The sequence below is a fragment of the Brevundimonas aveniformis DSM 17977 genome (genome assembly GCF_000428765.1).
GTDB classification, from domain to species: domain Bacteria; phylum Pseudomonadota; class Alphaproteobacteria; order Caulobacterales; family Caulobacteraceae; genus Brevundimonas; species Brevundimonas aveniformis.
Window position 1 is genome coordinate 84,453 of the sequence record NZ_AUAO01000006.1, and the last position, 15,091, is coordinate 99,543.

General features: G+C 66.5%; 15 protein-coding genes and 1 riboswitch. Of the genes, 12 read left to right on the forward strand and 3 right to left on the reverse strand.

All coding sequences use genetic code 11. The features are described from left to right. The first annotated feature begins 128 nt into the window (after nucleotides 1–128). Nucleotides 129–2,630, forward strand: coding sequence for a membrane-bound PQQ-dependent dehydrogenase, glucose/quinate/shikimate family (locus G391_RS0111680; protein WP_084169237.1), 2,502 nt, complete (start codon nucleotides 129–131; stop codon nucleotides 2,628–2,630). Nucleotides 2,631–2,648: 18 nt separating this feature from the next. Here G391_RS0111680 and G391_RS0111685 read toward each other — a convergent pair whose 3' ends face one another. Both G391_RS0111685 and lipA read right to left on the reverse strand, forming a co-directional pair. Beyond that, entirely contained in the window at nucleotides 2,649–3,107 is a 459-nt protein-coding gene (locus G391_RS0111685) for a type II toxin-antitoxin system RatA family toxin (RefSeq protein WP_029087674.1), read from the reverse strand. A gap of 71 nt (nucleotides 3,108–3,178) precedes the next feature. Further along, entirely contained in the window at nucleotides 3,179–4,141 is a 963-nt protein-coding gene (gene lipA, locus G391_RS0111690) for a lipoyl synthase (protein ID WP_029087675.1), read from the reverse strand. Nucleotides 4,142–4,202: 61 nt separating this feature from the next. On the opposite strand from lipA, the gene sseA reads away from it, so the two are divergent. Further along, a complete protein-coding gene (gene sseA / locus G391_RS0111695; RefSeq protein ID WP_029087676.1) occupies nucleotides 4,203–5,042 on the forward strand; it encodes a 3-mercaptopyruvate sulfurtransferase in 840 nt (279 codons plus the stop codon). A gap of 430 nt (nucleotides 5,043–5,472) precedes the next feature. Here the strand turns inward: sseA and ruvX are convergent, their stop codons facing one another. After that, nucleotides 5,473–5,946 (reverse strand): Holliday junction resolvase RuvX, encoded by a 474-nt coding sequence (gene ruvX / locus G391_RS0111700; RefSeq protein WP_029087677.1) that lies wholly within the window; start codon nucleotides 5,944–5,946, stop codon nucleotides 5,473–5,475. A gap of 72 nt (nucleotides 5,947–6,018) precedes the next feature. Here ruvX and G391_RS0111705 point away from each other — a divergent pair, with 72 nt between their 5' ends. The 10 genes from G391_RS0111705 to G391_RS0111750 all read left to right on the forward strand — a co-directional run bounded on the left by G391_RS0111705 (nucleotide 6,019) and on the right by G391_RS0111750 (nucleotide 15,057). Then, complete coding sequence (locus G391_RS0111705; protein WP_029087678.1) at nucleotides 6,019–6,549, forward strand: hypothetical protein; 531 nt, start codon at nucleotides 6,019–6,021, stop codon at nucleotides 6,547–6,549. A gap of 66 nt (nucleotides 6,550–6,615) precedes the next feature. Then, entirely contained in the window at nucleotides 6,616–6,903 is a 288-nt protein-coding gene (gene gatC, locus G391_RS0111710) for an Asp-tRNA(Asn)/Glu-tRNA(Gln) amidotransferase subunit GatC (protein ID WP_029087679.1), read from the forward strand. A gap of 4 nt (nucleotides 6,904–6,907) precedes the next feature. After that, on the forward strand, nucleotides 6,908–8,386 hold the full coding sequence (gene gatA / locus G391_RS0111715) for an Asp-tRNA(Asn)/Glu-tRNA(Gln) amidotransferase subunit GatA (protein WP_029087680.1): 1,479 nt from the start codon (nucleotides 6,908–6,910) through the stop codon (nucleotides 8,384–8,386). A 2-nt stretch (nucleotides 8,387–8,388) separates the two neighbouring features. Beyond that, nucleotides 8,389–8,886 carry a copper chaperone PCu(A)C gene (locus G391_RS0111720; protein ID WP_029087681.1) on the forward strand — a complete coding sequence of 166 codons (498 nt, stop codon included), beginning with the start codon at nucleotides 8,389–8,391 and terminating at the stop codon, nucleotides 8,884–8,886. Nucleotides 8,887–8,952: 66 nt separating this feature from the next. Further along, nucleotides 8,953–9,073, forward strand: a riboswitch (SAM riboswitch). 87 nt (nucleotides 9,074–9,160) lie between these two features. After that, nucleotides 9,161–10,168: a homoserine O-succinyltransferase MetX gene (metX, locus tag G391_RS14785; RefSeq protein ID WP_051257354.1), complete on the forward strand. Its 1,008-nt coding sequence runs from the start codon at nucleotides 9,161–9,163 to the stop codon at nucleotides 10,166–10,168. Further along, entirely contained in the window at nucleotides 10,165–11,343 is a 1,179-nt protein-coding gene (metB, locus tag G391_RS0111730) for a cystathionine gamma-synthase (RefSeq protein ID WP_029087682.1), read from the forward strand. The genes metX and metB overlap by 4 nt, the downstream gene beginning before the upstream one ends. A gap of 8 nt (nucleotides 11,344–11,351) precedes the next feature. Next, entirely contained in the window at nucleotides 11,352–12,560 is a 1,209-nt protein-coding gene (locus tag G391_RS14790; protein WP_051257355.1) for a homoserine dehydrogenase, read from the forward strand. A gap of 65 nt (nucleotides 12,561–12,625) precedes the next feature. Beyond that, nucleotides 12,626–13,009 (forward strand): hypothetical protein, encoded by a 384-nt coding sequence (locus G391_RS0111740; protein ID WP_029087683.1) that lies wholly within the window; start codon nucleotides 12,626–12,628, stop codon nucleotides 13,007–13,009. Between the two features lie 57 nt (nucleotides 13,010–13,066). Further along, the gene (ychF, locus tag G391_RS0111745; RefSeq protein ID WP_029087684.1) at nucleotides 13,067–14,164 is read left to right on the forward strand and encodes a redox-regulated ATPase YchF; all 1,098 of its coding nucleotides are present in this window, start codon (nucleotides 13,067–13,069) and stop codon (nucleotides 14,162–14,164) included. 380 nt (nucleotides 14,165–14,544) lie between these two features. Then, nucleotides 14,545–15,057: a DUF1993 family protein gene (locus G391_RS0111750; protein WP_029087685.1), complete on the forward strand. Its 513-nt coding sequence runs from the start codon at nucleotides 14,545–14,547 to the stop codon at nucleotides 15,055–15,057. The last annotated feature ends 34 nt before the right edge of the window (nucleotides 15,058–15,091 follow it).

Sequence of the window (15,091 nt, forward strand, 5' to 3'; positions counted from 1 at the left end):
ACATCCAATCGGCTTGCCGCCGGAACAAGTAGAGTTGGCGCACGTTGATATTCCGATTACGGCGATATCTGGCATTGACCGACATGACGTGAGACTGTGCATTCACAGGACGATTGGGGGGATCAGCCATGGCTGAACAGGACTTCCTTGGCACGACGAAGCGGCTCTTTTCCAAGGTCGGTGACCGGTTGGCGGCCGAAGGTCGAGCCCTTTCCGAGACGCGGACCACGAGCATCTGGCTGAAGATCTTCGGCGGACTGCTCGTCCTGATTGGACTGCCGCTCCTGATCGGTGGCGTCTATCTGATGATCCTCGGCGGCTCCTGGTACTATGTGTTCGCAGGTTTCGGCCTGTGTCTGTCAGGGATCTACCTGTTCCGCGGGCTGATGACCGGGGTGTGGATCTACCTTGTGGTCCTCTTTGCAACCCTGCTGTGGGCCTTTGCCGAGGTTGGTCTGGCGTTCTGGGCCCTGGTGCCTCGTCTGGTTGCCCCACTGTTCCTGGGTGGGGTGGCCCTGTTGCTGGTCCCCCTGATTCAGCCGTCCGCCCGCCGCGCCGACAGGACCCTTCCGTTCACAGTGGCCGGAGCCGCCCTGTTGGCCGGCTTTGTCGCCTACATGGCCATGATGTTCAGCCCGCACGGTGTCATCAGCAATCCCGTCCAGATCGCGGCGGGTCAGACCAGCCCGACAACGGTTGCCGCCGCCGAAAACTGGTACTCCTATGGTCGGACCGGTGAAGGTGCGCGCTATGCGCCCTTCGATCAGATCAATCGCGACAATGTCGCGAACCTTGAAGTCGCCTGGACGGCACGCACAGGCTTCATCGCTGACCAATCCCAGCACCTGCAGGACCAGAACACCCCCCTGTATGTGGATGGCACCCTGTATCAGTGTGCATCAGGCAGCCAGGTTACGGCGCTGGATGGCACGACAGGCCAGATCCGCTGGCAGTTCGATCCGGAGGCCATCCAGAATTCACCGTTCTGGAAGCGGTGCCGGACGCTGGGATACTACGATCCCGGCCCAGAGGATGCCTGCGGCCCGCGCATCGTTCTGACCACAGTGGACAGCCGACTTATCTCTCTACGGGCAGCGGACGGTCGCGTCTGCGAGAGCTTCGGCACGAATGGCACGGTGAATCTCAGCGTCGGCATGGACCAATGGGTCCCCGGCGACCCGTTGAATAGGAACCAAACCGTACCGGCACTCCCGGGGTTTGTCGTACAGACAACCGGGCCCTTTGTGGCCGGCAACCGCATTGTTCTCGGCGGCTGGGTGGCGGACAATGTCAGCCTGGGCGAGCCGTCCGGCGTCGTGCGCGCCTTCGACGCCCTGACCGGACAACAGGTCTGGGCCTGGGACCTGGGCAACCCCGCCATCACCAACCTTCCGCCCGAAGGTCAGAGCTATACGCAAGGCACGCCCAACGTCTGGTCGGCCATGGCCTTCGATCTTGACCTGAACATGATCTACCTGCCGCTGGGCAACGCCACGCCGGACTACTACGGCGGGATGCGGCGCGACTTCGACGATGAATACAACTCATCGATCGTCGCCCTGAACCTGGATACAGGTCGCGAGGTTTGGCACTTCAACACCGTCCACCACGACATCTGGGACTATGATGTGCCGTCTCAGCCGGCTCTGGCTGAAATCCCGGACGGTGCCGGTGGCACCATTCCGGCTGTGATCCAGACCACCAAGCGCGGGCAGATTTTCGTGCTGGATCGTCGGACCGGTGAACCGGTCCGAACCGTCGTCGAACGCCCGGTACCCGCCGGCGACGGCACGGCGACAGGCGAACGCTATTCAGCAACCCAGCCGTATTCGACCGGCATGGCGACTGTCAGCGCGGACCCTCTCAGCGAAACACAGATGTGGGGGGCGACGCCGCTGGACCAAATGCTGTGCCGGATCCTCTTCCGCCAGTACCGCTACGAAGGCGAGTTCACAGCGCAATCCGTACACACGACCCTGATCTATCCCGGCAACAACGGCGGTACGAACTGGGGCAGCGCCTCGGTGGACCAGGGGCGCAATATCGTCGTCACCGCTGATATGCGGATGCCGGTTGTTTCCCGACTGATCCCGCGGGCCGAATTCAGCCGGGACCACCCGAACTTCCAGGGCGATCCCCACGGTGAACTCTCGCCCCAGTTCGGCCTGCCGTTCGCGAACAGCGTCACCAACTTCATGTCGCCCATCGGCATCCCTTGCCTCCAGCCGCCCTGGGGCAGCGTCACGGCCGTCGATCTGAACAGCGGCCAGATGGTCTGGCAGCAACCCGCCGGGACATCGCTGGACGTGACTTTCCCGAGCCTCGGCTTGCAGTCGCCCCTTGCCTTCTATGTCGGGATGCCTGCCCTGGGCGGGCCTATGACCACCGGAGGCGGCCTCACCTTCCACGGCGGCACCCAGGACTATTTCCTGCGCGCCTACGATACCGAAACCGGACGGCTGCTATGGCGCGGACGTCTGCCGACAGGTGCCCAGTCGACGCCGATGACCTATATCGGCCCGGACGGGCGGCAGTACATCGTCATCACCGCGGGTGGGGCCCGCTACAACCCGAACGACTGGGGAGACTACATCGTCGCCTTCGCCCTGCCCCGGCAGAATGAGGGGTAGGATCGAACCCAGTGCCGCTCAGCCCGGCGACGGGCCATACAGCTGGGCGGCACGCTGTTCGAAACAGCCGATCAGCCGGTTCGCGGCGCGATCAAAATTCGCCTGAAGCACCTTGTCGAGGATCTTCGAACGAAATTCGAAATCGATGAAGAAGTCGACCCGGGTTCCCCCGTCATCGGGAACGAAGGTCCATTCGTTTCTGAGATGCCTGAACGGCCCTCGGATCAGCTTGACTTCGATGGTTCGCCGGTTGCGATCGCGCTTCACCGAGGTCGCAAACCGCTCCTTGATCATGGCGAAGCCAACCTGGGCCTCGGCATCCAGCTCGGTCACACCCGGAGCCGTCTCGCGCTCGTTCCAGACCCGGATCGACGAGATCCACGGCACGAACTCGGGATAGGCCCGCACCCCACCGACGAGGGCGAACAGCTCCTCGGGCCTGTAGGGCAGAATGCGGGTGACGCGATGGATGGCCAATGCAAGGGTCTAGGGATCAGGTTCCAGGGTCTAGGGGGTGTCGGCAGGGACTCAGGGCTCTTCCCTCGAACCTAGTCCCTGGCACCTAATCCCTCTCTCGCTGCTTTGAGCCGCGCAAAATCATCGCCCGCATGGTGCGACGACCGGGTCAGCGGGCTGGCTGACACCATCAGGAAGCCCTTGGCCCGCGCGATGGCCTCATAGGCCTTGAACTCGTCCGGCTCGACAAAGCGGTCGATCGGCGCGTGCTTGCGAGTCGGGGCCAGGTACTGGCCGATGGTGATGAAGTCGACATTGGCCGCGCGCATGTCATCCATCACCTGCATGACCTCTTCCTTGGTTTCGCCCAGCCCGACCATCAGGCCGGACTTGGTGAACTGGTTGGGGTCGCGTTCCTTCACCTGCTGAAGCAGCCGAAGGCTATGGAAGTAGCGCGCGCCGGGCCGGATCTTCAGATAGAGCCGCGGCACGGTTTCCAGGTTGTGATTGAAGACGTCCGGTTTGGCGTCAATCATCACCTCGGCCGCGCCGTCCTTCCTGAGAAAATCGGGCGTCAGAATTTCGATGGTCGTATTCGGTGCCTGAAGGCGGATCTGGCGCACCACCTCGGCGAAATGGGCCGCGCCGCCGTCATCGACATCATCTCGGTCCACCGAAGTGATGACGACGTGGTTCAGCCCCATCTGCTGCACCGCCAGCCCGACCTTGGCCGGCTCTTCGGGGTCTAGCGGCTGGGGCAGGCCGGTCTTGACGTTGCAGAAGGCGCAAGCCCGCGTGCAGGTGTCTCCCATGATCATCAGGGTCGCGTGCTTCTGGCTCCAGCACTCGCCGATGTTGGGGCACGCCGCCTCTTCACAGACGGTGTGCAACCCCTTCTCCTTCACGATCGCCCGGGTGGCGTTGTACTGCCCCGAGCCGGGGGCCTTGACCCTCAGCCAGTCCGGCTTGCGCAGAATCGGCGCTTCGGGCCGGTTCTGTTTTTCCGGGTGGCGCAGCGGCTGGCGCGGCGACAGATTGTCGATCAGGGTGACCATCGGGCGCTATGTCGTCTTTCGCGCGCTGGAAGGCAAGGCGTGACATCTCAGGAATAGACCCATGATCGATCCAGTTATCTCAACCGACGAACTGGCCCGACGCCTGGGCGCGCCGGACCTGAAGATCATCGACGCCACCTGGAACCTCGACGGCGCCGCCGCCGTCGCCCCCTTCAATGCTGCCCATATCCCAGGGGCTGTCTTCTTCGACATCGACGCCGTCTCCGACCCGGACACCGACCTGCCCCACATGCTGCCGTCGCCCGGTGCCTTCGCCGCGGCGGTCGAGGCGCTCGGGATCGGCTCTGACGACGAGGTCGTCATCTACGACCAGATTGGCATCCGTTCGGCACCGCGTCTGTGGTGGACCTTTCGCGTCTTCGGCCACGACCGGGTCCGGGTCCTCGACGGCGGCCTACCGAAATGGGTCCGGGAGGACCGGCTCACGGAATCTGGTGAGCCCGACATCGAGGCGGTCGGGTCCTTCATCCCGACGTTTCGGCCCGATCTCGTGCGCGCGGGGTCCCAGATCCTCCCCGACATCGCCGCCGGCCGCCAACTGGCCGACGCCCGCCCGGCGGTCCGCTTTCGCGGCGAGGCCGCGGAACCCCGTCCCGGCCTGCGCGGCGGCCACATCCCCGGTTCGCACAATCTGCCCTTCCCAAGCGTCCTGGCCGAGGACGGCACCCTGAGGTCCGCCGACGCCATTCGCACAGCGTTTCGCGACGCGGGCCTGGCCCTCGACGGCCCGCTGACCACCTCCTGCGGCTCCGGCATGACCGCCGCCATCCTGGCACTCGCGGCCGCGCGCGCCGGCGTCTGGGACGTCGCCGTCTATGACGGCTCCTGGGCGGAGTGGGGGGCCTCCAAAACCCTCCCCATCGAAACCGGCCCAGCCTGAGGGTCACAACCTTCGTCATCCTCCGACAAGCCGCGAAGCGGCGCAGATCGGGGGACCCAGAGCAATCCGCAAAGACAACGCAATCGATCGGCCTCGCTTCACTTCACCCGAGGATGACGAAAACAGGAGACGAGACGCGTTTCCACCGTCCACCAATCCTCGACCACTTTCACCGTGTAATCTCGCCCTTCTGATACTCGGTCGGCGCGGTCAGACCCGTCCTTCATCCCCACCCACGTCCGCCGGGTTAGGATATCTGACAGGCCCGGTCACCTCTCGCCCAGGGCTTGCGGTCTTTGACATCCCGATCTCTCTGGGTCCGCACCTCAGCGGTCCGCAAAATATCCTCCGACCTGGTCTGAGTGCTCGCAGCCCAGGACGTGGACGCAGCGGTTTTTCGTCCACCGTGGAAACCCGTACCAAGCGGGGCCTAGGTGCCACTCCAGCCCAGGCGATCCAGCGCGCCCTGCAGGATAAACGCCGCCGCATTGCGGTCCACCACCGCCGCCCGGCGTTTCCGCGACAAGTCCAGGTCCTCGACCAGGAACCGCTCCACCGCCGCCGTCGACAGCCGCTCGTCCTGAAATGCCACCATCACCGGCCGGATCCGCTCCAGGTTGCGCGCAAAGGCCCGGCAAGACTGAGCCCTCGGCCCCTCGGTCCCGTCCATGTTCAGCGGCAGGCCGATCACCAGCCCTGTCGCTCCGCGTTGATCCATCAGCTTGAACAGCCGGTTGGCGTCATCGGTGAACTTGGTCTTGCGGATCACCTCGAGCGGGCTGGCGATCATCCGCGTCGCGTCCGAGGCCGCGACACCGATGGTCTTTTCGCCCAGGTCCAAGCCGAACCAAGGCGTCCCCGCCGGGGTCTGCTGCGACAACTCTACCAGGGTCAAAACCGCCATCCCCGCGCGGTAGGACTCGCCAGCGCCGATGTCAAAGCGCATTGTGGTTAAGCTGATCGACTGGAGGCCCCCATGAAGCCCGTTCTGTTCGCTACCGCCCTGCTTCTCCTGACCGCCTGCGATCCTGCGGCCGCCCAGCGGACCCAGGCCGTCCAGCATGCCGATCAAGAGGCCGAAGCGGCCCGCCACGCGCCGTCTCTCGTCGCGGCCGGCGAGCCTGCCCCCGTCGAGCCGGAGACTGATCCACAAGAGCAGTGGTCCGCCGGCGTGGTCCGCGTCGACTATCTGGAAAACCAGGGTCTGCAGCCGACCATCAAGCTGTACGGCACGGCTGGCGGCGACCCGGCCATGAACGGCCTCTATACCTACATCGCCTTCTTCGCCGGCGTGGCGGACGGCTGGCGCGTCTTCCGTATCGGCGATGTCCTTGAATACCGCATCATCGCCGACGCCCCCGGTCGCCTTGATCTGGAAGTCCAGGAAAGCGTCCTCAATCCCGCCAATGACGAAATCACCAGCCGCACGCGCCGCCTGATCGTGACCTGGACGCCCGCCGGCCCGGATGGGGCTCCAGAGGCCATTTCGGTCACTCCGGCACGCTGAGCGCCTTGTGAATCCATCACAGCGCCGCTAATCCCGCCGCTTCACCTTTCGACGCTGGAGGGCCGCATGGCCATCGACGCCGCGACGGTGCGCAAGGTCGCGCATCTCGCCCGCATCAAGACCCCCGAGGATCGCCTGGAGCCGCTGGCCCAGGAGCTGAACGGCATCCTGAAATGGATCGAACAGCTCGACGAGGTCGACATCGAGGGCGTCGAGCCCATGACCTCCAACGTCTCCCAGCCCCTGCGCCTGCGCGACGACGTCGTCACCGACGGCGACAAGGTCGCCGACGTGCTGTCGAACGCGCCCAGGTCCGCCGACGGCTTCTTCGTCGTTCCCAAGGTTGTCGAGTAAGCCCATGACCGACCTGACAAAACTGACGCTCAAGGGCGCTCTGGACGGCATGAAGGCGCGCGACTTCTCCTCCGAAGAGATCACCCGCGCCTTCATCGCCAACATCGACGCGGCCAACCCGTCCCTGAACGCCTATGTGGTCCAGACCTCGGACAAGGCGCTGGATATGGCGCGCGCCTCTGACGCCCGCCTGGCCAAGGGTGAAGGTGGCGCGCTGGAAGGCGCCCCGCTCGGCATCAAGGACTTGTTCTGCACCGACGGGGTCCAGACCACCGCCGGCTCCAACATGCTGCGCGGCTTCGTCCCGCCCTATGAATCGACCGTCACAGCCAACCTCTGGGCCGACGGTGCCGTCATGCTCGGCAAGCTGAATATGGACGAGTTCGCCATGGGCTCGTCGAACGAGACGTCGGCCTTTGGCCCGGTCAAAAATCCCTGGAAATCTGCATCTTCTAACGCAGACCTGACTCCGGGCGGCAGCTCGGGCGGCTCCGCCTCGGCGGTCGCGGGTGATCTCTGCCTGGCCGCGACGGCGTCGGACACCGGCGGCTCCATACGCCAGCCGGCGGCCTTTACCGGCACGGTCGGCATCAAGCCCACCTACGGCCGCGCCAGCCGCTTCGGCATGGTGGCCTTCGCCTCGTCGCTGGATCAGGCCGGGCCGATCACCAAGACCGTCGAGGACGCCGCCATCCTGCTGCGCTCGATGTGCTCGTTCGATCCGAAGGATTCGACCAGCCTGGACATCGAAACCCCCGACTGGACCCAATCGCTGGGCCTGGGCGTCAAGGGTCTGCGCATCGGGGTGCCCAAGGAGTACGTCGTCGACGGCATGCCCGACGAGATCCAGGCCCTGTGGGACCAGGGCGTCGCCTGGCTGAAGGCCGCCGGGGCCGAGATCGTCGAGATCAGCCTGCCACACACCAAATACGCCCTGCCAACCTACTACATCGTCGCGCCGGCCGAAGCCTCCTCGAACCTCGCCCGCTATGACGGCATGCGCTACGGCCACCGCGCCGCCGCGTTTTCCAGCCTGAACGACCTCTATGAGGAAAGCCGGGCCGAGGGCTTCGGCAAGGAAGTCCAGCGTCGCCTGACCATCGGCGCGTATGTTCTGTCCGCCGGCTTCTACGACGCCTTCTACGTCAAGGCGCTGAAGGTGCGCCGCCGCATCGCCCAGGACTTCGACAATGTCTGGGACAAGGTCGACGCCATCCTGACGCCGTCCACGCCGTCCGCCGCCTTCGCGCTCGGCGACAAGCAGATCGACCCGGTGACGATGTATCTGAACGACGTCTTCACCGTCACCGCCAACCTCGCCGGCTTGCCCGGCATCTCCGTTCCTGCCGGCCTCGACAGCGGCGGCCTGCCCCTCGGCCTCCAGGTCATCGGCAAGGCGCTCGACGAAGCTACGGTGTTTCAGGTGGCGGATGTGCTCGAACAGGCGGCGGGATTCACCGCTCGCCCGGACAAATGGTGGTAGCCATGCGACCTCTCGCTCTCCTTGCCCTCCCCCTCCTCCTCGCCGCCTGTCAGAGCGAGAACCGCACCGCGGCCTCCAGCGAAACCACGGTCGACGGACAGACGGTCGCTGAGGTTCAGGTCACCGATCCATGGTGCCGACCGACACCGAACGGCATGACCATGACGGCCTGCTACGTCACCCTGACCTCCTCGACCGGTGACCGGCTGAGCTCAATCATTTCGCCTCGCGCAGCTCAGTCGACGGTCCATGCCGTCTCGACGGAAGGCGGCGTCATGTCGATGTCTGAGATGCCCGACGGCCTCGCCCTGCCCACCGGTCAGACCGTTTCGCTGGCCCCAGGCGGCGACCACATCATGCTGACGGGCGTAACAGTCCCGCTGGCCGAAGGCGACCTCGTGCCCCTGGCCCTGACGTTTGAATCCGGGGCTCAGATCGCCCTGGAAGCGCCTGTCCGCGCCTCCCCACCCGGAGAAGACGCGAACCCCGCAAGACACTAAGTCACGAATTTCGTGTCGGTAAATTTTCTGCTTGACGCAGCGCAGCATTTTCCGTCACCGTTGGATCACTCATCAAGACCGGCTGAGGGATAGGCCCTTTGACGCCGGGGCAACCTGCCAGACCCACCCAGGTCTGGAGATGGTGCCAACTCCTGCGGCGGCTGTTTCAGTCGGCGAGAGATGAGTGAAGGGACGCGCGCCCTCGCGGTGCGCTGTGGTCTTCACGGGTCTTCTCATCCGCTCGGGTCTTCGATGAGCGGAGATCGAGCGGCCCGTGACCAACACGATTACCCCCTGCACGCCTCGTAGCCGCGACATCACCGTTGCGATTCCCGATGGCTTTACACTCAGCTCGGGCCAGCCGTTCGCCGGCGACGTCCGCGCCCTGCTCGTCGGTCCCGATCACGGCCCGGTGGTTGTGGTGGGCGGCGGCATCTCGGCAGGGCACGCCGCAGCCGACACGGCGAGCTCGCCCGGCTGGTGGGGCTGGGCCATTGGCGACGGCGCGCCGATCGACACCAGCCGCGTGCGCCTGCTCGCCCTGGATTGGGCCCCCGAGACCACCCGCGACGAGATCGTCACCATCACCACCGCCGATCAGGCTCGACTGCTGGCCCTCGTCCTCGACCACCTGCGCGTGACGTCTATCGCGGCCTACATCGGTGCCTCCTACGGGGGTTGCGTCGGTCTGGCCTTCGCGGAAATCCACCCCGAACGCATCGCCCAACTGGTTGTCATTTCCGCCGCCCACCGCGCCCATCCTGCCGCCACGGCCTGGCGCGGGGTCCAGCGCCGTCTGCTGGCCCTAGGTCTGGAAACCGGTCGCGAGGCCGACGCCGTCGCCCTGGCCCGTCAGCTGGCCATGACGACCTATCGTTCGGCCGAAGAGTTCGATGCCCGTTTTAGCGACGGCCCCTCGCCCGCCGAGGCCGGCAGCCCCTATCGCGTCTGCGACTATCTGATCGCGCGCGGTGACGCCTATCGCAGCCACACCGCGGCCCGACGTTGGATCAGCCTGTCGGACTCGCTGGATCGCCATCAGGTCAGCCCAGAACGCATCTTGGCCCGCCTCACCCTCGTCGGCTTCACCTCCGACCAGCTCGTGCCGCTGGCCGACATTCGCGAGCTCGCGAACCGTGCGCCCAATCTGGACCGCCTGATCGAGGCCCCGTCCCTCTACGGCCACGACGCCTTCCTCACGGAGCGGACTGTCGTGTCCAACGTCCTCCGCTCCGCCCTCAGCTCGCTCCCTGCCCCCTGTTCGCAAGAGATCGCCGCATGACCCGCAACAGCATCAATCCCTCCACCCAGGTCTGCCGCGCCGGCGTCAACGCCGATCCGACCCACGGGGCGGTCATCCCGCCGCTCTATCTGTCCTCGAACTTCAGCTTCGACGGTCTGGAGGGCAAGCGCCGCTACGACTACACCCGCTCGGGCAATCCGACCCGCGATCTGCTGGCCGACGCCCTGGCCGAGCTGGAAGGCGGCTGCGGTGCGGTCGTCACCTCGACCGGTATGGCTGCGGTCGATCTGGCCCTGTCGGTGCTAGAGCCCGGCGATCTGCTGGTCGCCCCGCACGACTGCTACGGCGGCACCCATCGCCTGTTGACCGCCCGCGCCCGCCGCGGCCATTTCTCCGTCACCTTCGTTGATCAGGGCGACGACGCCGCCGTCGACGCTGCGTTGAAGCTCAAGCCCCGCCTGCTGCTCATCGAGACACCGTCCAACCCGCTCCTGCGCGTCGTCGATGTGACCGCCTTGTGTAGCCGCGCCCAGGCTGTGGGCGCCCTGGTGGCGGTGGACAACACCTTCCTCTCGCCGGCGCTGCAAAACCCCATCAGCCTGGGCGCCGACATCGTCATCCACTCGACCACCAAATACATCAACGGCCACTCCGACGTCGTCGGCGGGGCGGTTGTCGCCGCCGATCCGGCCGTGCTGGAGCAACTGGCCTGGTGGGCCAACTGTCTAGGGACCACGGGCTCGCCGTTTGATTCCTGGCTGACCCTGCGCGGCGTGCGCACCCTGTTCGCCCGCATCGAGCGCCAGCAGGCCTCCGCCGGTCGCCTCGCCGAATGGCTGGAGGTCCAGCCCCAGGTCGCCCGCGTCAACTATCCCGGCCTCAAGAGCCATCCCCAACACGACCTCGCCGCCCGTCAGCAGAAGGGCTTCGGTGCCATGCTTTCGGTCGAGCTGCACGGCGGCATCGACGCCGTGCGCGCCTTTGCCGAGAGCCTGGAGGTCTTCACCCTGGCCGAGTCCCTGGGCGGCGTCGAAAGCCTGATCGCTCACCCCGCCCTGATGACCCACGCCGCCATGGACCCCGAGGCCCGCCGCACGGCCGGCATCGGCGACGGTCTGGTGCGCCTGTCCATCGGGCTGGAGCACGAAGACGACCTCATCGCCGACCTCGCCCAGGCGCTCGCCGCCGTTCCCGCTGACGCCAAAGCCGCCTGAGGCCCGACATGACCGCACAGATCGCCCTGAATCCGCTCGCCGGCCGCCGCACCCCGCCGTCGGACGCCGTGGCCCTCATCCACTTCGCCCTGACCGACGAGCGCAGCCTGCGCGACGCCGCCAGCGAGTTTTACCGCCAGACCCGCCTCGGCCGTCGCGCCGTCGCCGTGGTCTCAGGACCGGTCGCCGAGCTGGCCGCGCGCTGCGACCAGATCGGCCTGGGCGCCGTCACCGCCGCCCCCCGTGCGCCGGAACTGGTGCATGAACCGGTCGTGCTGGTGCCCGGCGACGTCCCCTTGCGGGAAGCGCCAGCCCCCGCGAGGCGTCTCCGCGTCGCCATCGCCGGATGCGGCGTCGTCGGCGGCGGCCTCTATGCCCGCCTCGACGCCGATCCTCGTTTCGAGATCGTCGGCGTCCTCGTCCGCGACCCGGCCCGGCCCCGCACGCCCCAGCCGGACGCCGCCCTGATCCGAACCGATCTGGACCGCCTGCTGGCCGCCGCGCCGGACGTCATCCTCGACTGCCTGTCGGACGCCCAGGCCGGCCTCGACCTCACCCGCCGCGCCCTTGGGTCCGGCATTTCGGTCATCAGCGCCAACAAACAGGCGGTCGGCAGTCGTCTCGCCGAGCTTTCGGCCCTGGCCCAGGCCAACGGCGCCCGCCTCGCCTATTCCGCAGCTGTCGGCGGTGGTGCGCCGATCATCGAGACCCTGCTGCGCGCCCGCGACCACGGCCCGATCGCCCGCATCGAAGGCGTCCTGAACGGCACCGTCAACTTCCTGCTGAACCAACTCTGCCAGGGCTGCGCCTTCGGCGACGCCCTCGCCGACGCCCGCCTCAGGGGCTTCGCGGAAGAAGACCCCTCTGCCGATCTCGAGGGCCTCGACGCGGCGACCAAGATCACCATCCTGTCGACCATCGCCTGGGGCGAGGCGCCGCCGGTCCTGGCGGTCCAGACCCTGGCCGCCGACACCGCCCTGCCCTCAGGCCCGGTGCGCCAGATCGCCCGCGCCGACGCAGAGTCGTGCGATGTCAGCTTCCAGTCGGCCGCCGATGACACCCTGTTCGCCGACCTGCCGGATGAGTCGAACGCCCTGCGCGTCATCTGCGAGGACGGCACCGTCTTCACCTGCAGCGGGCGCGGCGCCGGTCGCTGGCCGACGGCGGAAAGCGTCTGGGCCGACCTGCTCGACCTGCTGGATCAGCGCGCCGGCTGACCGTGAGGTCTCGACAATGGCCACGCCTGGGCGAAGATGGCCTCCTGCACGCAGGCGGATCCGCCATGCGCCGCGCTCTCGTCGCCGCCCTGACCCTGCTTGCCACACCCGCTCTCGCCCATGAGGAGGCGCGCTTCAATCTCGATTGCCGCGAGTTCGAGGACCGCGAAACGCTCGCGACCCATATCGACCACCAGTTCTCCGTCGACCTCGACGCGATGAGCGTCTGCCGGCGCGGCAACCCGCGTTGCGCCGAGGTGGTGCGTCAGGGCCGTTTTCTCGAGTTCAGCTACCGCTTCCAGGACGGCGACCAGGCGATGGAGGTCTTTCGTCTCTATGATCCCGAGACCGGCTCGCTCACCCAGATCATGCGCCGCGTCGGCGATCCGGGCCGCTCCTACGGCGACGCCGTGTGCGAAGTTCGCCCCTTCGCCTCCGTCACGGACTGACATCCGCGCGCGAACCGGCTATAGGCGCGCCTCCCTACCGTTTCCCGCTAGAGCGCCATGGCCCTGAAAGTCGCAATCGTCGGCCTGCCGAATGTCGGCAAGTCCACCCTGTTCAACGCCCTGACGCGCACGGCGGCGGCCCAGGCGGCCAATTATCCGTTCTGCACCATCGAGCCGAACACCGGCGACGTGGCCGTGCCAGAGCCGCGCCTGAACGTCCTGGCCGAGATCGCCGGCTCGAAAGAGATCATCCCCTCGCGCATCACCTTCGTCGACATCGCCGGCCTGGTGCGCGGCGCCTCCAAGGGCGAGGGCCTGGGCAACCAGTTTCTGGCCAACATCCGCGACTGTGACGCCATCGCCTTCGTCGCGCGCTGTTTCATCGATGACGACATCACCCACGTCGAGGACCGCATCGACCCGATCGGCGACCTGGAGATCATCGAGACCGAGCTGATGCTGGCCGACCTCGAAAGCCTCGAGCGCCGCGTCGTCCAGACCGAAAAGCGCGCCAAGGGCGGCGACAAGGAATCGCAGGCCCAGCTCAAACTGATGAACCTCGCCCTGGAGCAGCTGCGTGACGGCAAGCCCGCCCGCCTGGCCGAGGTCTCGAAAGAAGACCGCAAGGGCTGGGACATGCTCCAGCTCCTGACCGCCCTGCCCGCCCTCTATGTCGCCAACGTCGATGAAGGCTCCGCCGCAGACGGCAACGACCTGTCCGCCCGCGTCGCCGAGCGCGCCCGCGCCGACAACGCCGAGACCGTCATCATCTCCGCCCAGATCGAGTCCGAGATCGCCACCCTGGACGATGCCGAACAGGCCGAATTCCTCGAGACGCTGGACCTGACCGAGCCGGGCCTGAACCGCCTGATCCGCTCGGCCTATGACCTCCTGGGCCTGCAGACCTATTTCACCGTCGGTCCCAAGGAAGCCCGCGCCTGGACCATCCACATCGGCGACACCGCCCCCCAGGCCGCCGGCGTCATTCACACCGACTTCGAAAAAGGCTTCATCCGCGCCGAAACCGTCGCCTACGACGACTTCGTCACCCTCGGCGGCGAATCCAAAGCCCGCGAAGCCGGCAAACTCCGCGCCGAAGGCAAGAGCTACGTCGTCAAGGACGGCGACGTGATGCATTTCTTGTTTAATACCTGAGGCCCTCGGGCGCTCTTGACGCCACGCTTCTTTCGTCCTCCGCCGGCAAGCCGCCCCGGCGGCGCAGATCGAGGGATCTAGGACACCCGGTCGGGGCGTGCTCAGGCGTCGGCCGCCCATCTGAATCCCCCGGTTTCGCTGCGCGCGACGGAGGACGACGAAGGAAAGAAGGCAGGCACACATACCCCTGTGCCCGATGGCTGCACCCCTTACGGCGTGACGCCCTCCCTTAGCGAAGCACCGCCTTGGGTTTCGGCACGAAAGAAGCATCTCCAGATTCTCGCAGGTGGCGGCGCGATCTGGCGAGGGTCAGAAGCGGGTGATGTCAGTCCACATTCAGGCTACTGACCGGGTGTCCCTGTTTTCCGATCGAGGCCCGCATGTCCTACGCTGAATCCGCCAAGGCCACCTTCGCCAACATGCTGGGCACGCTCGATCACCTGATCGACAAGGCCCAGAGCGCAGGTCTGACCGACGACGTGCTTCAGGCCCGCCTCGCCGAGGACATGTTCCCGCTCGAGCTGCAGTTTCGCGTCGCCCTCAATCAGGTCCTGCTGGCCCTGGATCAGGTCGGCCATCAGACGGTCGCGCTCGAAGAAGCCCCCTATCGCTCCCTCGCCGAGGTTCGCGACTGCATCGCTGCGGTCCGCGCCGAACTGGACCGCTCGGACCCGGCAGCCTGGACCCCCGCCGGTGCACCGGTCGACCTGACCCTGCCCAACGGCGTCCGGTTCCTGATGACCGCCGAAGAGGACATCCGCGACTGGATCCTGCCCAACTTCTATTTCCACGCCACCCTGGCCTATGCGCTTCTGCGCACCGCGGGCCTGCCGATAGGCAAGATGGACTTCATCCCGCACATGGCGGGCCACAGGGTGCTTTCGACCGACTAGGTGCTTCCTCAGAACGGTGTGATCAGCGGCGTTA